Here is a 21,607-nt window from a genome sequence, read left to right on the forward strand (position 1 = left end):
GCTTCCGTACCGGCCCCGACGCGCGTGCCGGCGGCCTACAGCCCCGCGGCCGCCGACAGGTCGCGCTTGAGCGCGCCGAGCAGCTCCGCCGCCGTGGCGCGGGCCGCCGGCAGCGCGTCCGCGCCGGCCACCGGGACCACGACCTCCAGGTAGCACTTGAGCTTGGGCTCGGTGCCGCTGGGGCGCACGATCACCCGGGCCCGGTAGTCGCCCTCCAGGTGGTAGCGCAGCCCGTCCGTGGGCGGCAGCGCCTCCGTGCCCTTCGTCAGGTCCTCCGCCGAGACGACCGTCAGACCGGCGAGGGCGGCCGGCGGGCGCTCGCGCAGCGCGGCCATCGCGTTCGCGATGATCCCCAGGTCCTCGACCCGCACCGACAGCTGGTCCGTGGCGTGCAGCCCGTGCTCCACGGCCAGGTCGTCCAGGAGGTCGGTCAGGGACCGGCCCTCCTCCTTGAGCACCGAGGCCAGCTCGGTGACCAGCAGCGCGGCCGTGACGCCGTCCTTGTCGCGGACGCCCTCCGGGTCGACGCAGTAGCCGAGCGCCTCCTCGTAGCCGTACCGCAGGCCCTCGACGCGGGCGATCCACTTGAAGCCGGTCAGCGTCTCCTCGTACCCGACGCCCGCCGCCTCCGCGATCCGGCCGAGCAGCGAGGACGAGACGATCGACTCGGCGAAGACGCCGGTGACGCCCCGGCGCACCAGGTGCGCGGCGAGCAGCGCGCCGACCTCGTCGCCCCGCAGCATCCGCCAGCCGCCCCCGGCGTCCGGGTCCGGCACGGCCACCGCGCAGCGGTCGGCGTCCGGGTCGTTGGCGATCACCAGGTCCGGGGCCACGGCGCGGGCCGCCTCGAAGGCGAGGTCCATCGCGCCCGGCTCCTCCGGGTTCGGGAAGGCGACCGTCGGGAAGTCCGGGTCCGGGTCGGCCTGCTCGGCCACCAGGGCGGGCGGCGGGAAGCCGGCGCGCGCGAACGCGGCGGTCAGGACGTCCTTGCCGACGCCGTGCATGGCCGTGTAGACGGTCCGCGCGGTGCGGGGCGAGCCGGGGGTCAGGACCGCGTCCGTGCGCTCCAGGTAGGCGTCGAGCACCTCGTCGCCCAGGGTCTCCCAGCCGTCCTCAGGGCGCGGCACGTCGTGCAGCGAGCGGACGGCGGCGATCTCGGCGGCGATCTCCGCGTCGGCGGGCGGCACGATCTGCGAGCCGTCGCCCAGGTAGACCTTGTAGCCGTTGTCGCGCGGCGGGTTGTGGCTCGCGGTCACCTCGACGCCGGCGACGGCCCCCAGGTGCCTTATGGCGTACGCGAGGACGGGCGTCGGCAGCGGGCGGGGGAGCAGTGCGGCGCGCAGTCCGGCGCCGGTCATCACGGCGGCGGTGTCGCGGGCGAAGTCGGCGGACTTGTGGCGGGCGTCGTAGCCGATGACGACGAGTCCGCCCTCCTCGCCCTTCGCCCTCAGGTACGCGGCGAGGCCGGCGGCGGCGCGGATGACCACCGAGCGGTTCATCCGCATGGGGCCCGCGCCCAGCTCGCCCCGGAGTCCGGCCGTGCCGAACTGGAGCGTGCCGGCGAAGCGGACGGCGAGCTCGTCCGCCGTACCGGCCTCGATGAGCCGCGCGAGCTCCTCGCGGGTCTCCTGGTCGGGGTCCTCGTCGAGCCATGCCCGGGCCCGGGTGAGGAGGTCGTCGTCCTGCGTCACGGTGTGCCTTTCGGAGGGGACGGGGTGGGTGTGGGGGCGGGGGCCGGTGGGCGGGTGCCGGTGGGTGGGTGCCGGTGGGTGGGTGCGGGTGTGCCGCTGCGCGGAGCCTGTCCCCACCCCGCCCCTTCCCGTAACCGGGGCTCCGCCCCGGCCCCCGCGCCTCGAATGCCGGCGAGGCTGGATTTCCCGCCCTGCGGGCGGAAATTCAGCCCGTCCGGCGTTTGAGGACACGGCCGAAGGCCGTACGGGGTCCGGGGGCTCGCCCCCGGTTCCGGGAAGGGGCGGGGTGGGGAAGAGGCCCGCCGCAGGCGCCTCGGCCCGCACCCGACCGCGCCCCGGAGCCCGTAGCGGCCCCGGAGCGCGGGGAAGGGCTAGATCCGGTCCAGGACCCGCGTCAGCAGTTCGCCCATCCGGGCCGCCGAGTCGCGGCCCGCCTGGAGGACCTCCTCGTGGTTCAGCGGCTCGCCCGAGAGCCCCGCCGCCAGGTTGGTGACGAGCGAGATGCCCAGGACCTCGGCGCCGGCCTCGCGGGCCGCGATGGCCTCCAGGACGGTGGACATGCCGACGAGGTCGCCGCCCATGACGCGGACCATGTTGATCTCGGCGGGGGTCTCGTAGTGCGGGCCGGGGAACTGCACGTAGACGCCCTCTTCGAGGGTCTCGTCGACCTCCTTGCACAGCGCGCGCAGCCGCGGCGAGTACAGGTCGGTGAGGTCCACGAAGTTCGCGCCGACGATCGGGGAGGCGGCCGTCAGGTTGATGTGGTCGCTGATCAGGACCGGCTGGCCGGGGCGCATGCCCTCGCGCAGACCGCCGCAGCCGTTGGTCAGGACGACGGTCTTGCAGCCGGCGGCGACGGCGGTGCGGACGCCGTGGGCGACGGAGGCGACGCCCCGGCCCTCGTAGAAGTGGGTGCGGCCCAGGAAGACCAGGGCGCGCTTCTCGCCGATCTTGTACGAGCGGATCTTGCCGCCGTGGCCCTCGACGACCGGCGGCGGGAAGCCCGGGAGCTCGGTCACCGGGAACTCGGCCTCGGGGGCGCCGAGGGCGTCGACGGCGGGCGCCCAGCCCGAGCCCATGACCAGGGCGACGTCGTGGCTCTCGGCTCCGGTCAGCTCGCGGAGGCGTGCGGCAGCGGCCTCGGCGGCCTCGTACGGGGTGGCAGTTGCGTTCACTGACTTCTCTCGCCTCGGGGAGGGGAGTCCGAGGCGGGCCCCGGACGATTTGATACCCGAAGAAGCGTAGCCGGAGAATCCCTACGCGCGTAGATGACGGTGCTGACGGACATGCGATCGTTGTCTTGTCGTTTCCGACGAAAACCGGAGCGGACCGGTCCGCCGACAGGCGGCCGGCGCCTCCGCCGACGCCCCGCGGACGGCTCAGCAGGGGCGCTTGCGCAGCTCCGTCACGTAGTCGTGCGGTGCGCCCGCCGACTCGGCCGCGTCCGCGATCTCGCCCAGGTAGCGGGCCGACGGGAGCCCGCCCTCGTACCCGTTGAGCACGTACACCCAGACGGGCTCCTCGCCGTCCAGGGTGTGCGCCCGCACCCGCATGCGCCGGTAGACGTCGAGGCCCACGCCCTCCCAGCGGTCCATGGAGTCCTCGTCCATCGGCGCGATGTCGTACAGCGCCACGAAGACCTGGGAGCGGGGGGCCTCCACGATGGTGGCGAGGGCCCCCTCCCATCCCATCTGCTCCCCGCCGAAGGTGAGTCGCCAGCCGTTCAGCCAGCCGGTCCCGCGCAGCGGGGAGTGCGGTGCGCGGCGGCTCATCAGCCGCGCGTCCAGGTTGCCGGCGAAAGCGGCGTAGAGGGACATGGGACCGAGGGTACGGGAGGGGGCGGAGGGACGGCCCGCCTTCCCGGGGGGCCGCCGGACCCCTTCGGAGGCCCCGCCGCGTGGCCGCGCCGGACGTGCGGGACAATGGGGTACGCACTTGAAGCGTGCGGGACAATGGCGTACGCACTGCACCCCAGCGGGGGGACCCCCCGGCAGAACGAGAGCGCGAGGCGTAGATCCCAGTGACCCGGATCGTGATCATCGGCGGCGGACCCGGCGGATACGAGGCGGCCCTGGTGGGCGCCCAACTCGGCGCGGAGGTGACCGTCGTCGACACCGACGGCCTCGGCGGCGCGTCCGTCCTGACCGACTGCGTCCCCTCCAAGACCCTGATCGCCACCGCCGAGGTGATGACCACCTTCGACTCCTCGTACGAGGAGCTGGGCATCATCGTCGCGGACGACACCCCGCACATCGACCAGGCCGCCCGGGTGGTGGGCGTCGACCTCGGCAAGGTCAACCGGCGGGTGAAGCGCCTCGCGCTCGCCCAGTCCCACGACATCACCGCCTCCGTCACGCGCGCGGGCGCCCGCGTGCTGCGCGGCCGCGGCCGGCTCTCCGGCCGGCAGGCGATGGACGGCTCCCGCCAGGTGGTCGTGACCGCCGCCGACGGCACCGAGGAGACGCTGACCGCGGACGCCGTGCTGATCGCGACCGGCGGCCACCCGCGCGAGGTGCCCGACGCCAAGCCCGACGGCGAGCGCATCCTGAACTGGACGCAGGTCTACGACCTCAAGGAGCTCCCGGAGGAGCTCATCGTGGTCGGCTCCGGCGTCACCGGCGCCGAGTTCGCCGGCGCCTACCAGGCGCTCGGCTCCCGGGTCACCCTGGTCTCCAGCCGCGACCGCGTCCTGCCCGGCGAGGACCCGGACGCCGCCGCCGTCCTGGAGGACGTCTTCCGGCGCCGCGGCATGAACGTCATGGCCCGCTCCCGCGCCGAGTCCGCCAAGCGGGTCGGCGACCGGGTCGAGGTCACCCTCGCGGACGGCCGGGTCATCTCCGGCACCCACTGCCTGATGGCCGTCGGCGCGATCCCGAACTCGGCCGGCATGGGCCTGGAGGAGGCGGGCGTCCGCCTCAAGGACTCCGGCCACATCTGGACCGACCGGGTCTCCCGCACCTCCGCCCCCGGCGTCTACGCGGCCGGCGACGTCACGGGCGTCTTCGCGCTCGCCTCGGTCGCCGCCATGCAGGGCCGGATCGCGATGTACCACTTCCTGGGCGACGCGGTGACCCCGCTCAACCTGAAGACGGTCTCCTCGAACGTCTTCACCGACCCCGAGATCGCCACCGTCGGCTACACCCAGGCCGACGTGGACGCGGGCAAGATCGACGCCAAGGTCGTCAAGCTGCCGCTGCTGCGCAATCCGCGCGCGAAGATGCAGGGCATCCGGGACGGCTTCGTCAAGATCTTCTGCCGTCCGGGCACCGGCATCGTGGTCGGCGGCTGCGTCGTCGCCCCGCGGGCGAGCGAACTGATCCATCCGATCTCGATCGCGGTCGACAACAATCTGACCGTCGAACAGATCGCAAATGCTTTCACCGTGTACCCCTCCCTGTCGGGCTCGATCGCGGAAGTGGCACGGCAGTTGCAGACCCGAAAGTCGGCGGGCGACGCCTAGTCGCCGCGCCCGACCCGCCTCCCGCCTGCGGGAACGGTTCGCCGACTCGGACAACCCCCGGCAAGCCGGGGCATAGAACGATCAATGACGGGGCCTCCCATACCACTTGAGGGCCCCGTCCGTGCGCAACTTCTGCAATTCGCCGCATACTGCTGAAAAGCATCGCGCGGCCACGTTACTGTCAGTTTCGTGTTCGCTGCAGAACGTCGCCAGTTGATCCTCGAAATGGTGCGCGCCAACGGAGCCGTGTCGCTCCGTGAGCTCGCCCGCGTCGTCCAGACCTCGGAGGTGACCGTACGGAGAGACGTACGGGCCCTGGAGGCAGAAGGACTCCTCGACCGCCGCCACGGCGGTGCGGTGTTGCCGGGCGGATTCACGCGAGAATCCGGCTTCCCGCAGAAATCCCATCTCGCGACCGCGGAGAAGACGGCCATCGCCGACGTCGCGGCGAGCCTCGTCGAAGAGGGCGAGGCCATCGTCGTCGGCGCCGGGACGACCACGCAGGAGCTGGCCCGCCGGCTCGCCCGCGTGCCCGGCCTGACCGTGGTCACCAACTCCCTGCTCGTCGCCCAGGCCCTCGCCCATGCCAACCGGGTCGAGGTCGTCATGACCGGCGGCACCCTGCGCGGCTCCAACTACGCGCTGGTGGGCAGCGGGGCCGAGCAGTCGCTCCAGGGGCTGCGGGTCTCCCGGGCCTTCCTCTCCGGGAGCGGCCTGACCGCCGAGCGCGGCCTGTCCACCTCCAACATGCTCTCCGCGAGCGTGGACCGGGCGCTGGTCCAGGCGGCGGCCGAGGTCGTGGTCCTCGCCGACCACACCAAGCTGGGCTCCGACACCATGTTCCAGACGGTGCCCACGGACGTGATCACCCGTCTCGTCACCGACGAGCCCCCGGCCCACGACGAGCGGGCCGCCACCGAGCTCCAGGCCCTCGCGGACCAGGGCGTGCAGATCGCCGTCGCGGGCACGGGCGGCACCGGCTCCGCCGGAGGCGACCAGATCCCCCCGGGCGCCCGGCCCCGCCGTGACGTGCCCCTTCCGGTCCAGCGCGGCCGGATGGCGGCGGGCCAGTTCCGGGGCCCGGGCGGCGGACTGGCCGCGGAGACGCTGGAGCGCACGGCCCGGGTCGCAGACCTGCGCCGCCGCTGAGGGCCGGGCCCGCGGGCCGTGGCCGTGCACCGGGGGACCCTCCCCCGGGGGACCCGCGCCCGGAGCCGTACGCGGTCCGGAGACGTACGCGCCCCGGAGCCGTGCACCGCTCGGGATCGTGCGCGTCACCGCACGCGTGCGCGCGCGTGCCTCAGGTTTCGATGCCCCGCAGCGTCAGCTCCAGCAGGCGGTCCGCCAACTCCCCGTCCTCCGGGCACTGCTCCGCCGTCAGCGCGATCGCGTTGGTGAGCTGCATCAGGTCGCCGATCGACACGTCGGCCCGCACCCGGCCCGCCTCCCGGGCCCGGACGAGCAGCCGCTCGCCCGCCGCGCGCAGCGGGTCGCTGCATCCGGAGAGCGCCGAACTCCGGTCGTACGAGGCGGACATCAGCGCGTGCGCGAGGCCCCGGTACTCGCCCGCGTGGGCGACCAGGGCCCGCAGCCACTCCACGAGCGCCCGGCACGGCTCGTCGGTGTCCGCCAACGCGCGCGAGCGGTCGAGGAGTTCCGCCAGCGCCTCCTGGAAGACGCCGTTCAGCAGGTCGGCGCGGGTGGGGAAGTGGCGGTAGAGGGTGCCGATGCCCACGCCCGCGCGGCGCGCGATCTCCTCCAGGGGCACGTCGGCGCCCCGGCCGGCGAAGGCGGAGCGGGCCTCGGCGAGCAGGCGTTCGTGGTTGCGGCGTGCGTCGGCGCGCATGGGTGACGGAGGCCCTCCACTCGGCGAAGGGCCCGCAGGCGGCTGCCTGCGGGCCCTTCGTACCGTACTGGGTGCGACGGTCAGTCCTTGATGTCGCAGATGGAGGCGCCGGAGGTGACCGAGGCGCCGACCTCGGCGTTGAGGCCCTTGACGGTGCCGGAACGGTGCGCGTTGAGCGGCTGCTCCATCTTCATGGCCTCCAGGACGACGATCAGGTCGCCCTCCTCGACCTCCTGGCCCTCCTCGACCGCGACCTTCACGATCGTGCCCTGCATCGGGGAGGCGAGGGTGTCGCCCGAGGCCGCCGGGCCGGACTTCTTCGCCGCGCGGCGCTTGGGCTTCGCGCCGGCCGCCAGACCGGTGCGGGCCAGGGACATGCCCAGCGACGACGGCAGCGAGACCTCGAGACGCTTGCCGCCGACCTCGACGACGATCGTCTCGCGGCCCGACTCGTCCTCGTCGGCGTCCGCGCCGGCCGGGGCGAAGGGCTTGATCTCGTTGACGAACTCCGTCTCGATCCACCGGGTGTGGACCCGGAACGGGTCCGCGGTGAACGCCGGGTCGACCACGACCGCGCGGTGGAAGGGGATGGCGGTGGCCATGCCCTCGACCCTGAACTCCGCCAGGGCGCGCGAGGCACGCTGGAGGGCCTGCTCGCGGGTGGCGCCGGTGATGACCAGCTTGGCCAGGAGCGAGTCCCAGGCCGGGCCGATGACCGAGCCGGACTCCACGCCCGCGTCCAGACGGACACCGGGGCCGCTCGGGGGCTGGAAGAGGGTGACGGTGCCGGGGGCCGGGAGGAAGTTGCGGCCCGGGTCCTCGCCGTTGATGCGGAACTCGAAGGAGTGACCGCGGATCTCCGGGTCGCCGTAGCCGAGCTCCTCGCCGTCGGCGATCCGGAACATCTCGCGGACCAGGTCGATGCCCGTGACCTCCTCGGTCACCGGGTGCTCGACCTGGAGGCGGGTGTTGACCTCCAGGAAGGAGATCGTGCCGTCCAGGCCCACGAGGAACTCGACCGTGCCGGCGCCGACGTAGCCGGCCTCCTTCAGGATCGCCTTCGACGCGGTGTAGAGCTGCTTGTTCTGCTCCTCCGTCAGGAACGGCGCGGGGGCCTCCTCCACCAGCTTCTGGTGGCGGCGCTGGAGCGAGCAGTCACGGGTGGAGACCACGACCACGTTGCCGTGGGTGTCGGCCAGGCACTGCGTCTCCACGTGGCGCGGCTTGTCCAGGTAGCGCTCCACGAAGCACTCGCCCCGGCCGAAGGCCGCCACGGCCTCGCGGACGGCCGAGTCGTACAGCTCCGGCACCTCTTCGAGCGTGCGGGCGACCTTCAGGCCGCGGCCGCCACCGCCGAAGGCGGCCTTGATCGCGATCGGCAGGCCGTGCTCCTTCGCGAAGGCCACGACCTCCTCCGCGCCCGAGACCGGGTCGGGCGTGCCGGCGACCAGCGGGGCGCCCGCGCGCTGCGCGATGTGACGCGCCGCCACCTTGTCGCCCAGGTCGCGGATCGCCTGCGGCGGCGGGCCGATCCAGATCAGGTCCGCGTCCAGGACCGCCTGCGCGAACTCGGCGTTCTCCGAGAGGAAGCCGTAGCCCGGGTGGACCGCGTCCGCGCCGGAGTCCTTCGCGGCCTGGAGGACCTTGGCGATGTCCAGGTAGCTGGTGGCCGGAGTGTCACCGCCCAGGGCGAACGCCTCGTCGGCCGCACGGACGTGCAGCGCGTCCCGGTCCGGCTCGGCGTACACGGCCACGCTGCCGATACCCGCGTCCCGGCACGCCCGGGCCACACGGACAGCGATTTCGCCACGGTTGGCGATGAGCACCTTGCGCACGATGGCTCCCTCCTTGAAACAAGCTGAGTTTAGGGACTGCCGACACGGCCTTTCGACCCGTCCCCAGTGGTGAGCTTTCCCACACGGAGGGTGACCCCGGGCCTGCTCGGATCGTGATTTCCCTTGTCGCACCACGGTACGCAGGGTTCCTTTACGGCACAGTAGCTCCGAGGTGTGGCGCAGGTCTCTGTTCGCCTGGCCAGTGGCCGTTCGGGTTTCTTTGTCGGGTCTCTACGAACGCTCCGGCGTTTCTTTGCCCGGCCTCCGGTCGTGGCCCGGCGTGTGCGAACCCTTGTCCAGGGGTTTACCAGCCAGTAGCCTTCCCGCTGTCGATCGTACTGTCGGTAACAGGCGAATCCAGGGGGTGGCCGAGGTGGCCCGCAGACCGATAGCTCTCGTGACGGCCGCGGTGCTCCTCCTGGAGGCACCCGGCATCGTCGCCGTCAACGCCGTCATGGCCCGCTTCGTCGAGGCCCAGTCGATGTCCCTCGACGGCATGGACCCCGACGCGATGGCCGCCGGCACCTGGGCCCTCGGCATCGCCTCCGGGGCCGCCCTCGTCCTCTGCGCCCTCGTCGCCCTCCTCGCGGGCCTCCGCGACCGCCGCCCGGGCCGCCTCGGCCGGGGCCTGCTCATCGGCTGCGCGATCGTCCACGGCGTCCTCGGCGCGGTCTCCGTCGGCCTCCTCGGCTGGGAGGCCTTCACCTTCCTGACGGTCGTTCTGGGCCTGATCGTGCTCACCCTGGTGGCGTACGGGAAGGAGCCCGGGGCGCCGGTCGCGGAGGAGGCCCCGGCGCCCGCCTAGGGCGTGTGTCGAAAGTAGCGCCGTCTGCCCGGAGGGCAGGCGGGACTTCCGACACACGCCCTAGGGGGTGCCAGGGCCCTTCCGCGGCCTCAGGCCCAGAGGTCGGTGATCTCCACGTCCAGCTTGCGCAGCAGCCGGCGCAGCAGCGGCAGGGACAGGCCGATCACGTTGCCCGGGTCGCCGTCGATCCCGTCGATGAACGGCGCCGAGCGCCCGTCCAGGGTGAACGCGCCCGCCACGTGCAGCGGTTCGCCGCTCGCCACGTACGCCGCCACCTCCTCGTCCGTCGGTTCGCCGAAGCGGACCACGGTGGAGGCGGTCGCGGACTCGTAGCGCTTGGCGGCCGTGTCGTACACGCAGTGGCCCGTCTGGAGGACGCCGACCCTGCCCCGCATCGCCTTCCAGCGGGCGACGGCCTCCTCCGCGTCGGCCGGCTTGCCCAGCGCCTTCCCGTCCAGCTCCAGGACCGAGTCGCAGCCGATGACGAGCGCGCCGGACGCCTCGGGCCGGGCGGCCACGTGGGCGGCCTTCGCCTCCGCGAGGGCGAGCGCGAGCTCGGCCGGGGTCGGGGCGTGGACCCTGTCCTCGTCGACGCCGCTCACGATCACCTCGGGGGCGAGTCCGGCCTGCCGCAGCAGACCGAGCCGGGCGGGGGAGGCGGAGGCGAGCACGACACGGCGCGGATCAGCAGTCATGGGGGCAGCGTAGCCAGTGCGGAGGGCCCGGACCCACCGGACCGGTTCGACGGAACCGCGCACGCGCGCGCGGCTCGGCGCAGCACGCGCGCGGCTCAGCGCACGCCGACCGCGAACATCGCCACCACCATCGCGAGCGCCAGCAGCACGCCCGCGCGGCGGAGCATCGCCTGCGTCTCGCGCATGAACTTGGGCGGCTGGTTCTTCGGGTCGGACCACAGCATGCCTCCGATCCTGCGGCCGGGAGGGCCGCGGCGCCTGAGTACGGATACTCAACCGCGCCGGTGCCCGGGGCCCATCCGGAGACGGAGACGGGGACGGCGACCGGAGGGCCGGAGACCGGGGCCGGAGGGCCGCACGCACGCGCGGAGGGCCGGGCCCCCCGCACACGGGACCCGGCCCTCCGGCCCCGGCTTCCCTACGCGGGCCAGTACGACCTCGCCCAGGCCCGCGGGCCCGGGCGCTGCCGTACGGCCCGCGCGATACGGGAGGGGTCCGACCACCCCTCCGGTACCGCCGGGCCGCCGTCCCCGGCGGACGCCGCCGCCGTGGCCGCGGCCCGGGCCTGAACCACCGCCAGTGCGGCGGCCAGCTCCTCCGGAGTCGGGTTTCCTCGTACGACCTTGATCATGTCGGCTCCTTGGAGGTCCGGAGGGGCTGCTACAGCGGGATGTTGCCGTGCTTCTTCGGGGGCAGGGATTCCCGCTTCGTACGGAGCTGACGCAGGCCCTTGACGATCTGCGGGCGCGTGTCGGACGGCAGGACCACGCCGTCGACGTACCCGCGCTCGGCCGCCGTGTACGGGTTGAGCAGGGCGTCCTCGTACTCCTGGATCAGCCGCGCCCGCGTGGCCTCGGTCTCCTCGGCGTCCCCCGCCTCCGCGATGGTGCGGCGGTGCAGGATGTTGACCGCGCCCTGCGCGCCCATGACCGCGATCTGCGCCGTCGGCCACGCCAGGTTCAGGTCCGCGCCCAGGTGCTTGGAGCCCATCACGTCGTACGCGCCGCCGAAGGCCTTGCGGGTGATGACCGTGATCAGCGGGACCGTGGCCTCCGCGTACGCGTAGATCAGCTTCGCGCCGCGCCGGATGATGCCGCCGTACTCCTGGTCCACGCCCGGCAGGAAGCCCGGCACGTCCACGAAGGTCAGGACCGGGATGTTGAAGGCGTCGCAGGTGCGCACGAAGCGCGCGGCCTTCTCGGAGGCGTCGATGTCCAGGCAGCCGGCGAACTGCATCGGCTGGTTGGCGACCACGCCGACCGGGAAGCCCTCGACGCGGCCGAAGCCGGTCAGGATGTTCGGCGCGAACAGCGCCTGCGTCTCCAGGAACTCGCCGTCGTCCAGGACGTGCTCGATGACCTTGTGCATGTCGTACGGCTGGTTCGCCGAGTCCGGGATCAGCGCGTCCAGCTCGCGGTCCTCGTCCGACACCTCGGTGTCCGCGGTCTCCGGGAAGGCCGGCGGCTCCGACAGGTTGTTCGAAGGGAGGTAGGAGAGCAGGGACTTCACGTACTCGATGGCGTCCTTCTCGTCCCCCGCCATGTGGTGCGCCACGCCCGAGGTCGCGTTGTGCGTCCGTGCGCCGCCCAGCTCCTCGAAGCCCACGTCCTCGCCGGTCACCGTCTTGATGACGTCGGGGCCCGTGATGAACATGTGCGAGGTCTGGTCCACCATCACCGTGAAGTCGGTGATCGCGGGCGAGTACACCGCGCCGCCCGCGCACGGGCCGACGACCAGCGAGATCTGCGGGATCACGCCGGAGGCGTGGGTGTTGCGGCGGAAGATCTCGCCGTACATGCCGAGCGCGCTCACGCCCTCCTGGATGCGGGCGCCGCCGGAGTCGTTGATGCCGATGACCGGGCAGCCGGTCTTCAGCGCGAAGTCCATCACCTTGATGATCTTCTGGCCGTACGTCTCGCCGAGCGCCCCGCCGAAGACCGTGAAGTCCTGCGAGAACACCGCCACCGGGCGCCCGTCGACCGTGCCGTAGCCGGTGACGACGCCGTCGCCGTACGGACGGTTCTTCTCCAGGCCGAAGCTGGTCGAGCGGTGCCGGGCGAACTCGTCCAGCTCGACGAAGGACCCCTCGTCGAGGAGGAGGGCGATCCGCTCGCGCGCGGTCAGCTTCCCCTTCGCGTGCTGCTTCTCCACCGCACGCTCCGAGCCGGCGTGGGTGGCCTCGTCGATACGGCGCTTGAGGTCCGCGATCTTGCCCGCGGTCGTGTGAATGTCGATCTCGTACTGCTCTGCCGGCTCGGACATCGGGATGCGGCTCCCTGCCTGGTCACGGGGGGTTCGTTGACTGCGAATGGGCTACTGCTGCCCTACTGACCCGTAGCGTATCCACGCCGATACGGTTCGGCACTGCGGTCTTTGCCACACCTACTCTGGCTTGCATGACGTCCTCACAAGGCTCCGGCGGACGCTGGTCCGACCTCGACCGTCCCCCGCTCAACGAGACCGCGCTGCGCCGCGCGCTCGTCCTCCCCGACGGACTGTGGACCTCGCTCGACGTGGTCCCCACCACGGGATCCACCAACACCGACCTCGCCGCCCGGGCCGCCGACCTGCCCGAGGGCGCGGTGCTCGTCGCCGAGGAGCAGACCTCGGGGCGGGGCCGCCTCGACCGCACCTGGACCGCCCCGGCCCGCTCCGGGATCTTCGTCTCCGTGCTGCTCAAGCCGGACGTGCCCGCCCACCGCTGGGGCTGGCTCCCGCTGCTCACCGGCGTGGCGGCGGCGACCGGCCTCGCGAAGGCCGCCGGCGTCGACATGTCCCTCAAATGGCCCAACGACCTCCTGGTTTCCGTCGGGGGCGAGGAGCGCAAGACCGGCGGCATCCTCGCCGAACGGGCCGGCCCGGACGGCGTCGTCGTCGGCCTCGGCCTCAACGTCACCCTCCGCGAGGACGAACTCCCCGTCCCCGGCGCCGGGTCCCTCCTCCTCGCCGACGCGGTCTCCACCGACCGCGACACCCTCCTGCGGGCCGTCCTGCGCTCCCTCGCCCAGTGGTACGGCGCGTGGACGCGGGCCGGCGGCGACCCCGACGCCTCCGGGCTCCAGGAGGCCTACGCGGCCGGCTGCGCGACCCTCGGGCGCCGGATCAGGGCCGAGCTGCCCGGCGAGCGCACCCTGGAGGGCGAGGCGACCGCCCTGGACGGCGACGGGCGGCTGGTGGTGGCCACGGAGGGCGGCGGCACGGAGGCGGTGGGCGCGGGCGACATCGTCCACGTGCGGACGCCGAACGCCTGACGGCCCCCCGGGGCGAAGGGGCCGGTTCCGGAACGGTCCGGACCCGGCCGGGGAAGGGTCCGGCGCCCGGCCGCACGGAGGCCCGGACCCCGTCCGAGGGGCGGAAGGGCTCGCCGTCGGGGCGTGAGCCATTCCACACCTGTCGTATCGTGGAGCGCGATCCAGGCGACAGATCGGCAGGGCAAGTGGGCAGGGAACGGGCAGGAGGCGGCCGGTGACCGTCGACGACGAGAACACGGGCGGAACGCCCGGGCCTCCCGCGTACCCCACCCCCCATCACGAGGTCGACCACACGGCCGAACCGAGCGACGACCCCCTCGCCATCCGCCTCGAACAGCTCATCCTCGGCGCGGACCGCCGCTACACCCCCTTCCAGGCCGCCCGGACCGCCGGCGTCTCCATGGAGCTGGCCTCCCGCTTCTGGCGGGCCATGGGCTTCGCCGACATCGGGCAGGCCAAGGCGCTCACCGAGGCCGACGTGCTCGCCCTGCGGCGGCTCGCGGGCCTCGTCGAGGCCGGACTGCTCAGCGAGCCGATGGCCGTGCAGGTCGCCCGTTCCACCGGACAGACCACCGCCCGGCTCGCCGAGTGGCAGATCGACTCCTTCCTGGAGGGCCTCACCGAGCCGCCCGAGCCCGGCATGACCCGCACCGAGGTCACGTACCCCCTGGTCGAGCTGCTCCTGCCCGAGCTGGAGGAGTTCCTGATCTACGTGTGGCGCCGGCAGCTCGCCGCCGCCACCGGCCGGGTCGTGCAGGCGGCCGACGACGAGGAGATGGTCGACCGCCGGCTCGCCGTCGGCTTCGCGGACCTCGTCGGCTTCACCCGGCTCACCCGCCGCCTGGAGGAGGAGGAGCTCGGCGAGCTGGTCGAGGCCTTCGAGACGACCTGCGCCGACCTCGTCGCCGCGCACGGCGGCCGGCTCATCAAGACCCTCGGCGACGAGGTGCTCTACGCGGCGGACGACGCCGGCATCGCCGCCGAGATCGCACTCCGGCTGATCGAGACCCTCGGCCACGACGACACGATGCCCGCGCTGCGCGTCGGCATCGCCTTCGGCACCGTGACGACCCGGATGGGCGACGTCTTCGGCACCACCGTGAACCTCGCCAGCCGGCTCACCTCGATAGCCCCGAAGGACGCCGTCCTGGTCGACAGCGCCTTCGCGAAGGAGCTGACCAGGACCGGCGAGGCGCCCGTCTCGGAGGCGGAGGCGGCCGAGGAGGCGTCCCGCGCCGAGAAGGAGGGCCGCACGCCCGCCGCGTACCGCTTCGCGCTCCAGCCGATGTGGCAGCGGCCGGTCCGGGGCCTCGGCGTCATCGAACCCTGGCTCCTGGGCCGCCGTCCCACTTAGGATCTCCTCCGTGAACGCCGGTTAACAGCCGTTAACGGGCGGAGCCGGCTGGTGGGAGGGTGTGCGGTCATGTCCGAGCAGCGTTTCGGTGAGTTCGTGGTGGTCCGGCGGGAGGGGCACGTCGCGGAGCTGGTCCTCGACCGGCCCAAGGCGATGAACGCCGTCTCCTCCGAGATGGCCCGCTCCCTCGCGGCCGCCTGCGACGCGCTCGCCGCCGACGCGGCCGTCCGCGTCGCCGTCCTCACCTCCTCGAACGACCGGGCCTTCTGCGTCGGCGCCGACCTCAAGGAGCGCAACTCCTTCACCGACGCCGAGCTGGTCCGCCAGCGCCCGACCGCCCGCGCCGCCTACACCGGCGTCCTGGAGCTGCCCGTGCCGACCGTCGCCGCCGTGCACGGCTTCGCTCTCGGCGGCGGCTTCGAGCTGGCGCTCGCCTGCGACGTCATCGTGGCCGACGCCACCGCCGTCGTGGGCCTGCCCGAGGTCTCCGTGGGCGTCATCCCGGGCGGCGGCGGCACGCAGCTCCTCCCACGCCGGGTGGGCGCGGCCCGCGCCGCCGAGCTGGTCTTCACGGCCCGCCGGGTCGAGGCGTCCGAGGCCCGCGAGCTCGGCCTCGTGGACCTCCTGGCGGAGGACGCGCGCACGGGCGCCCTGGAGCTGGCCGGGCGGATCGCGGTCAACTCCCCGGTGGGCCTGCGCGCCGCGAAGAAGGCCATGCGGCTCGGCCAGGGCCTGGACCTGCGGGCCGGCCTGGAGGTCGAGGACGCGGCCTGGCGCTCGGTGGCCTTCTCGGGCGACCGGGCCGAGGGCGTGGCGGCCTTCAACGAGAAGCGGAAGCCGGAGTGGCCCGGGGAGTGACCCGACCGGTCCGTCCGGTACCGGTTTCCCGGTGTCGATTCGTTCCGTACCGGTTTCCCGGCGCCGGTCCGCCGGCGCCGGTTCGCCCGACGGGTCACTTTCCGTGACGCCCCGAAGGGGAAAACAGATCAAACCTCCCTAAGCTGGAGGAATGGGTGAGGACGGGCGGCTGCGGGCCGTAGTGGCGCTGGCGCAGGGGATGGCGGCGGCGCACACTCCACGGGAGTTCTGGCGGGCGGCTGCGCTCGGGGCCCGCGACGGGCTCGACGGGAGCTTCGCCGCCCTGTCCGTCTGGGAGCGGGACCACGGACGGCTCAAGGTCCTGGTGAACGCCGGGGAGCGGGCCGTGGGGGAGGAGGAGTTCCCGGACGCGGAGACGTACCCGGTGCACCGGTTCCCCGAGATCACCGAGTTCCTGCACGAGCGGTGGGCGGGCGGCGGCGAGCCGGACGCCTGGGTGGAGACCGCCGCCGACCCCGTGCGGACCGGCCGCGTGACCGGTCTGCGGCGGCGCGGGCGCGGCTGCTGCGTGGTCGCCCCGATCGTGCTCCACGGGCGGGCCTGGGGCGAGCTGTACGTGGCCCGGCCGCCCGAGGCGAAACCTTTCACCAGCGCGGACGCGGGCTTCGCGACCGTCCTCGCGGCGGTCGTCGCGGCGGGCATCGCCCAGGCCGAGCGCCTGGAGGAGGTCCGCAAGCTCGCCTTCACCGACCCCCTGACCGGCCTGGCCAACCGGCGGGCCGTCGACACCCGTCTGGACGAGGCCATCGAGCGCTACCGGGCCGACGGCTCCGTGGTGAGCCTGGTGGTCTGCGACCTCAACGGCCTCAAGCGGGTCAACGACACCCACGGCCACGCGGTCGGCGACCGCCTCCTCGAACGCTTCGGCTCCGTCCTCTCCCGCTGCGGCGCCCGGCTCCCCGGCGCCCTCGCGGCCCGCCTCGGCGGCGACGAGTTCTGCCTCCTGACGGTCGGCCCGACGGCGGACGAGGTGGTCGCGGTCGCCGAGGAGCTGTGCGTACGGGCGGCGGAGCTGGAGCTGGGCGAGGGCGTGGCCTGCGGGGTGGCGTCCACGGGCGACCCCATCGGGCCCCTCAAGTCGGCCCGCCGCCTCTTCCGCCTCGCGGACGCCGCCCAGTACCAGGCCAAGGCCGGCCGCTCGGCGAAGCCCGTGGTGGCGGGGCGCGACGGCACGGTCGTGCGCCTCGCGGACGCGCCGCCGGGCGCCCGCGACCGCCGCCGCTTCCGCGACGCGCCGACGGTGGAGCTGCCGGAGCCGGGTGCGACGGAACCCGGACCACCGGGCCCCGGCTCCGCCTCCGGTCCCGGCTCCGCCTCCGGCCTCGGCCCCGGCCGCGACTCCGACTCCGGCTCCCGCCTTGACCTCGACCGCGATTTCGGTCCCGGCCCCGGCCGCGACTTCGACTCCGCCCTCGGCCCCGGCCCTGACCTCGACCGTGACTCCGGCCGCGACCCAGGCGCCAGCCCCGACTCCGGCCCGGACACGGGCCGAGACCGGGCCCCGGACCGGGCCCCGGACCGGGGGCCGCGACCCCCCGAGCCGGCCGCCTGGCCCGTGGGGCCCCCGGGCGAGGAGCCGACGGAGACGGCCCTCCGGCCCGAGGAGTCCACGGAGTCCACGGAGCCCGAGGAGTCCACGGAGCCTGTGGAGCCCACGGAGCCCACGGAGCCTGTGGAGCCCACGGAGCCCACGGAGACGGCCCCCCGGCCCGAAGAACCCCCGTCGGCGGACAGGTGAGGCCGGGAGGCCCGCCGCATGCGCCGGAAGGGCGTGCGCGCCGCCCGGGCCCGGAGGTGCGGCGGAGGCGGGGGCGGCCCCGGGAACGGCGGCGGAGGCGGGAGGGGGCGGAGGGGCGAGGGCGGGACGGCGGCGGACCGGTAAGGGACGAACCCCCGCCGGGCCGGTGACGAAATCCCCTAGTGACAGGTCGGTCTTCAATCCGTAGGGTGCTGAATATGGATATGCAGACAGTCGTCCTCGGCACGTCCGGCACGACCCCGCAGGACGTCGTCGACGTCGCCCGCCACGGCGCCCGCGTCGAGCTGTCGACCGAGGCCGTGCAGGCCCTCGCCGCCGCCCGGGAGGTCATCGACGCCCTCGCCGCCAAGCCCGAGCCCGTCTACGGGGTCTCCACCGGCTTCGGCGCCCTCGCCACCCGGCACATCGGCCACGAGCTCCGCGCGCAGCTCCAGCGCAACATCGTGCGCTCGCACGCCGCCGGCATGGGACCCCGCGTCGAGCGCGAGGTCGTGCGCGCCCTGATGTTCCTGCGCCTGAAGACCGTCGCCTCCGGCCACACCGGCGTCCGCCCCGAGGTCGCCCGCACCATGGCCGACGTCCTCAACGCCGGCATCACCCCGGTCGTGCACGAGTACGGCTCCCTCGGCTGCTCCGGCGACCTCGCCCCGCTCTCCCACTGCGCCCTGGCGCTCATGGGCGAGGGCGACGCCGAGGGCCCCGACGGGCGGGTCCGCCCCGCCGGCGAGCTGCTCGCGGAGCACGGCATCGCGCCCGTCGAGCTCAAGGAGAAGGAGGGCCTCGCCCTCCTCAACGGCACCGACGGCATGCTCGGCATGCTGGTCATGGCCCTCGCCGACCTCGACACCCTCTACAAGTCGGCCGACGTCACCGCCGCGCTCTCCCTCGAAGCCCTCCTCGGCACCGAGAAGGTCCTCGAACCCGAGCTGCACGCCATCCGCCCCCACCCCGGCCAGGCCGCCTCCGCCGCCAACATGCTGGCCGTCCTCAAGGGCTCCGGCCTCACCGGCCACTTCCAGGCCGGCGAGGCCCCCCGCGTCCAGGACGCCTACTCGATCCGCTGCGCCCCGCAGGTCGCCGGCGCCGGCCGCGACACCCTGGCCCACGCCCGCCTCGTCGCCGAGCGCGAACTCGCCGCCGCCGTCGACAACCCCGTGGTCCTGGGCAACGGCGAGGTCCGCTCCAACGGCAACTTCCACGGCGCCCCCGTCGCGTACGTCCTCGACTTCCTCGCGATCGCCGCCGCCGACCTCGGCTCCATCGCCGAGCGCCGCACCGACCGGCTCCTCGACAAGAACCGCTCGCACGGCCTGCCGCCCTTCCTCGCCGAGGACGCCGGCGTCGACTCGGGCCTGATGATCGCCCAGTACACGCAGGCCGCCCTGGTCAGCGAGATGAAGCGGCTCGCCGTCCCGGCCTCCGCCGACTCCATCCCGTCCTCCGCGATGCAGGAGGACCACGTCTCCATGGGCTGGTCCGCCGCCCGCAAGCTGCGCACCGCGATCGGCAACCTCACCCGGATCGTCGCCGTCGAGCTGTACGCCGCCACCCGGGGCGTCGAGCTCCGCGCGGGCCTCACCCCGGCCCCCGCCTCGCAGGCCGTCATCACCGCCCTGCGCGCGGCCGGCGTCCAGGGCCCCGGCCCGGACCGCTTCCTCGCCCCCGACCTGGCCGCCGCCGACGCCTTCGTGCGCGAGGGCGGGGTCGTCGCCGCCGTGGAGCCGGTCACCGGCCCGCTGGCGTAAGGCCGTCGGCACACGCGTGAGGGCCCGCTCCCGCCGGATCGTTCCGGCGGGGGCGGGCCCTCACCCGCAAGTGCGCGGCGGGGGAACGCGGTTCAGGAGGCCCGGCCCCGGCGGCGCATCGCGAGCACCACGAAACTCGCGCCGACCGCCAGGAACGCCGTCCCGCCGAGCACGTACGGCACGGTGTCCCGGCCCCCGGTCTCCGCGAGGCGCCCGTCGTTCGCGGCGGGACCGTCCGCGGGCACCCCGACCCGTACTCCGCCCCGGTCCACGGCGTTCGCGGACGGTACGAACCACAGGGCGCACAGCAGCGTTCCCGCGACGGCGGCGGTCAGCAGGAGACGTCGGGCGGCGGACACGGAGATTTCGATCCTCCTTGCGGAAACCACGAACAGGGCGGCGTGTTGATGCTAATGAACACAGCGGGTCGCGGGAAAGCCGAGGCCCCTCGGACCCCTACGCTCCGGAGCATGAGCACTTCTGACACCACGCGCTATGTACGCCTTCGCGTCGATGTGGTCCTGGAGATCGACGGACCGGCCGAACTGGCCGAGGCCGCCGAGGCCCGGATCGACGCCGACGAGTTCATGCCCGAGGAGGAGCGGGAGCACGCCCGCGCCGCCGCGCGCGAGGACAGCGCCGAGGCCCTCGCCCACCTCGTCGAACCCTTCGACCTGATCCGCGACGTCCCCGGCATCGAGATGGTCCAGGCCTCCTGGAGCAGCGAGGAGATCGACTACGACCCCGATGCGCTGGAATGGGACCTCGGGGAGGAGGATGGAGCGGAGGAAGACGACGACGACCAGCCGTAGGGCCGGTGTCCTGCCTGCTCGCGGGCCCCGGGACGCCGTCCCGGGGCCCTTCCGCGACACCGGGCGCGCGACGGGAACCGGATGCTCCGCCGGCGCGTGTCGATCAGTGGTGTTCCCCACAAATCGTTCGGTTCCCGCACCGAACGGGTTGTCATGGGTAGGGAAGCAAGCGTGCACAGGGAATCGGCGACGATGGAGAAGCGTGTGATGACGGACGGCAAGCGCCGCAGGAGCCTGGCTGCCGCGGCTGCCCTGCTCAGCGGTGTGTTGGTGCTCTCGGCGTGCGACGACGGCGACAAGGGCGGCAGCGGCGCCTCCGGAACCGCGACCCCGCAGTCCCAGGAGCAGGTCGACGAGGCGGCGGCGCAGAAGACCTCCAAGGCCCGGATCACCATCTCACCGAAGAACGGTGCCCAGGACGCCTCCATCAACAACGACGCCAAGGTCACCGTCGCCGACGGCAAGCTCACCGAGGTCGTCATGACCTCCGCCGAGGGCACGGCGGTCAAGGGCGAGATAGCGGCCGACGGCCTCAGCTGGAAGCCGACCGTCGCGCTCAAGCGCGCCACGGTCTACCGGATCACGGCCACCGCGGCGGACGCGGCCGGCCTGGAGGCCCACGAGAACTCCTCGTTCACCACCGTCTCGCAGGCCAACAGCTTCATCGGCAACTTCACGCCCGAGGACGGCTCGACCGTCGGCGTCGGCATGCCGGTCTCGATCAACTTCAACAAGGCGATCACCGACAAGAAGGCCGTCCAGAGCGCCATCACCGTCAGCTCCAGCTCCGGCCAGGAGGTCGTCGGCCACTGGTTCAACCCCCAGCGCCTCGACTTCCGCCCCGACGCGTACTGGACCGAGGGCTCGACCGTCACGCTGAAGCTGAACCTCGACGGCGTCGAGGGCGCCGACGGCGTCTACGGCGTCCAGCAGAAGACCGTCACCTTCAAGATCGGCCGCAACCAGGTCTCCACCGTCGACGTCGCCACCAAGACCATGACGGTCAAGCAGGACGGCAAGACGGTCAAGACCATCCCGATCTCCGCCGGCTCCCCGGAGAACCCGACCTACAACGGTCAGATGGTGATCTCCGAGAAGTTCAAGGAGACCCGGATGAACGGCGCCACCGTCGGCTTCACCGACGACGACGGCAAGGGCGAGTACGACATCAAGGACGTGCCGCACGCCATGCGCCTGTCCAGCTCGGGCACCTTCATCCACGGCAACTACTGGGGCCCGGACTCGATCTTCGGCTCCTCCAACACCAGCCACGGCTGCGTGGGCCTCAACGACGTCAAGGGCGCCGGCGACCCCAACCAGATGGCCGCCTGGTTCTACGACCACTCGCTCGTCGGCGACGTCGTGATCGTCAAGAACTCCAAGGACAAGACGATCGCCCCCAGCAACGGCCTCAACGGCTGGAACATGAGCTGGTCGGACTGGAAGGCCGGTTCGGCGATCTGACCCCTTCCGCC

General features: G+C 73.4%; 19 protein-coding genes and 1 pseudogene. 10 read left to right on the plus strand and 10 right to left on the minus strand.

The window, feature by feature from the left end; genetic code table 11:
• Nucleotides 1-35: 35 nt before the first annotated feature.
• The 3 genes from ACIQKA_RS01195 to ACIQKA_RS01205 form a co-directional block, all read right to left on the minus strand.
• Nucleotides 36-1,691 carry a phospho-sugar mutase gene (locus ACIQKA_RS01195; RefSeq protein ID WP_383442926.1) on the minus strand — a complete coding sequence of 552 codons (1,656 nt, stop codon included), beginning with the start codon at nucleotides 1,689-1,691 and terminating at the stop codon, nucleotides 36-38.
• Between the two features lie 371 nt (nucleotides 1,692-2,062).
• Nucleotides 2,063-2,866: a purine-nucleoside phosphorylase gene (locus ACIQKA_RS01200; protein WP_376237822.1), complete on the minus strand. Its 804-nt coding sequence runs from the start codon at nucleotides 2,864-2,866 to the stop codon at nucleotides 2,063-2,065.
• Nucleotides 2,867-3,070: 204 nt separating this feature from the next.
• On the minus strand, nucleotides 3,071-3,508 hold the full coding sequence (locus ACIQKA_RS01205; protein WP_390107711.1) for a gamma-glutamylcyclotransferase: 438 nt from the start codon (nucleotides 3,506-3,508) through the stop codon (nucleotides 3,071-3,073).
• Between the two features lie 203 nt (nucleotides 3,509-3,711).
• On the opposite strand from ACIQKA_RS01205, the gene ACIQKA_RS01210 reads away from it, so the two are divergent.
• Both ACIQKA_RS01210 and ACIQKA_RS01215 read left to right on the plus strand, forming a co-directional pair.
• Nucleotides 3,712-5,151 carry an NAD(P)H-quinone dehydrogenase gene (locus ACIQKA_RS01210; protein WP_376237826.1) on the plus strand — a complete coding sequence of 480 codons (1,440 nt, stop codon included), beginning with the start codon at nucleotides 3,712-3,714 and terminating at the stop codon, nucleotides 5,149-5,151.
• A gap of 225 nt (nucleotides 5,152-5,376) precedes the next feature.
• A complete protein-coding gene (locus ACIQKA_RS01215; protein ID WP_383150041.1) occupies nucleotides 5,377-6,300 on the plus strand; it encodes a DeoR/GlpR family DNA-binding transcription regulator in 924 nt (307 codons plus the stop codon).
• A 151-nt stretch (nucleotides 6,301-6,451) separates the two neighbouring features.
• Here ACIQKA_RS01215 and ACIQKA_RS01220 read toward each other — a convergent pair whose 3' ends face one another.
• Both ACIQKA_RS01220 and ACIQKA_RS01225 read right to left on the minus strand, forming a co-directional pair.
• Nucleotides 6,452-6,997, minus strand: a complete 546-nt coding sequence (locus tag ACIQKA_RS01220) for a TetR/AcrR family transcriptional regulator (RefSeq protein ID WP_402539598.1) — start codon at nucleotides 6,995-6,997, stop codon at nucleotides 6,452-6,454.
• Between the two features lie 80 nt (nucleotides 6,998-7,077).
• Nucleotides 7,078-8,832, minus strand: a complete 1,755-nt coding sequence (locus tag ACIQKA_RS01225) for a biotin carboxylase N-terminal domain-containing protein (RefSeq protein ID WP_383149772.1) — start codon at nucleotides 8,830-8,832, stop codon at nucleotides 7,078-7,080.
• A gap of 373 nt (nucleotides 8,833-9,205) precedes the next feature.
• On the opposite strand from ACIQKA_RS01225, the gene ACIQKA_RS01230 reads away from it, so the two are divergent.
• Entirely contained in the window at nucleotides 9,206-9,637 is a 432-nt protein-coding gene (locus tag ACIQKA_RS01230) for a hypothetical protein (protein ID WP_383149773.1), read from the plus strand.
• A gap of 89 nt (nucleotides 9,638-9,726) precedes the next feature.
• Here the strand turns inward: ACIQKA_RS01230 and ACIQKA_RS01235 are convergent, their stop codons facing one another.
• The 4 genes from ACIQKA_RS01235 to ACIQKA_RS01250 form a co-directional block, all read right to left on the minus strand.
• A complete protein-coding gene (locus tag ACIQKA_RS01235; protein WP_383149775.1) occupies nucleotides 9,727-10,332 on the minus strand; it encodes a nucleoside triphosphate pyrophosphatase in 606 nt (201 codons plus the stop codon).
• A gap of 95 nt (nucleotides 10,333-10,427) precedes the next feature.
• The gene (gene mmpB, locus ACIQKA_RS01240) at nucleotides 10,428-10,556 is read right to left on the minus strand and encodes a morphogenic membrane protein MmpB (protein WP_366371321.1); all 129 of its coding nucleotides are present in this window, start codon (nucleotides 10,554-10,556) and stop codon (nucleotides 10,428-10,430) included.
• A gap of 194 nt (nucleotides 10,557-10,750) precedes the next feature.
• Nucleotides 10,751-10,963: an acyl-CoA carboxylase epsilon subunit gene (locus ACIQKA_RS01245; RefSeq protein WP_366371323.1), complete on the minus strand. Its 213-nt coding sequence runs from the start codon at nucleotides 10,961-10,963 to the stop codon at nucleotides 10,751-10,753.
• A 29-nt stretch (nucleotides 10,964-10,992) separates the two neighbouring features.
• Entirely contained in the window at nucleotides 10,993-12,594 is a 1,602-nt protein-coding gene (locus ACIQKA_RS01250; protein WP_383149779.1) for an acyl-CoA carboxylase subunit beta, read from the minus strand.
• A 134-nt stretch (nucleotides 12,595-12,728) separates the two neighbouring features.
• Here ACIQKA_RS01250 and ACIQKA_RS01255 point away from each other — a divergent pair, with 134 nt between their 5' ends.
• The 5 genes and pseudogenes from ACIQKA_RS01255 to hutH all read left to right on the plus strand — a co-directional run bounded on the left by ACIQKA_RS01255 (nucleotide 12,729) and on the right by hutH (nucleotide 19,320).
• Nucleotides 12,729-13,583, plus strand: a complete 855-nt coding sequence (locus ACIQKA_RS01255) for a biotin--[acetyl-CoA-carboxylase] ligase (protein WP_383149781.1) — start codon at nucleotides 12,729-12,731, stop codon at nucleotides 13,581-13,583.
• Between the two features lie 214 nt (nucleotides 13,584-13,797).
• Nucleotides 13,798-14,937 (plus strand): adenylate/guanylate cyclase domain-containing protein, encoded by a 1,140-nt coding sequence (locus ACIQKA_RS01260; protein WP_383149782.1) that lies wholly within the window; start codon nucleotides 13,798-13,800, stop codon nucleotides 14,935-14,937.
• 69 nt (nucleotides 14,938-15,006) lie between these two features.
• The gene (locus tag ACIQKA_RS01265; RefSeq protein ID WP_383149784.1) at nucleotides 15,007-15,795 is read left to right on the plus strand and encodes an enoyl-CoA hydratase/isomerase family protein; all 789 of its coding nucleotides are present in this window, start codon (nucleotides 15,007-15,009) and stop codon (nucleotides 15,793-15,795) included.
• A 151-nt stretch (nucleotides 15,796-15,946) separates the two neighbouring features.
• Nucleotides 15,947-17,053 (plus strand): annotated as a pseudogene (locus ACIQKA_RS01270) (diguanylate cyclase domain-containing protein); the annotation flags it as partial.
• A gap of 725 nt (nucleotides 17,054-17,778) precedes the next feature.
• Nucleotides 17,779-19,320 (plus strand): histidine ammonia-lyase, encoded by a 1,542-nt coding sequence (gene hutH, locus ACIQKA_RS01275; RefSeq protein WP_383150043.1) that lies wholly within the window; start codon nucleotides 17,779-17,781, stop codon nucleotides 19,318-19,320.
• 92 nt (nucleotides 19,321-19,412) lie between these two features.
• Here hutH and ACIQKA_RS01280 read toward each other — a convergent pair whose 3' ends face one another.
• A complete protein-coding gene (locus ACIQKA_RS01280; RefSeq protein ID WP_383149786.1) occupies nucleotides 19,413-19,679 on the minus strand; it encodes a hypothetical protein in 267 nt (88 codons plus the stop codon).
• Between the two features lie 111 nt (nucleotides 19,680-19,790).
• Here ACIQKA_RS01280 and ACIQKA_RS01285 point away from each other — a divergent pair, with 111 nt between their 5' ends.
• Together ACIQKA_RS01285 and ACIQKA_RS01290 are read left to right on the plus strand one after the other, a co-directional pair.
• Nucleotides 19,791-20,132, plus strand: a complete 342-nt coding sequence (locus ACIQKA_RS01285; RefSeq protein ID WP_383149787.1) for a hypothetical protein — start codon at nucleotides 19,791-19,793, stop codon at nucleotides 20,130-20,132.
• 192 nt (nucleotides 20,133-20,324) lie between these two features.
• Entirely contained in the window at nucleotides 20,325-21,596 is a 1,272-nt protein-coding gene (locus tag ACIQKA_RS01290; protein WP_383149789.1) for an Ig-like domain-containing protein, read from the plus strand.
• Nucleotides 21,597-21,607: the final 11 nt, after the last annotated feature.

The sequence above is a fragment of the Streptomyces sp. NPDC092045 genome, from assembly GCF_044756005.1.
In the GTDB taxonomy this organism is placed as follows: Bacteria; Actinomycetota; Actinomycetes; order Streptomycetales; family Streptomycetaceae; genus Streptomyces.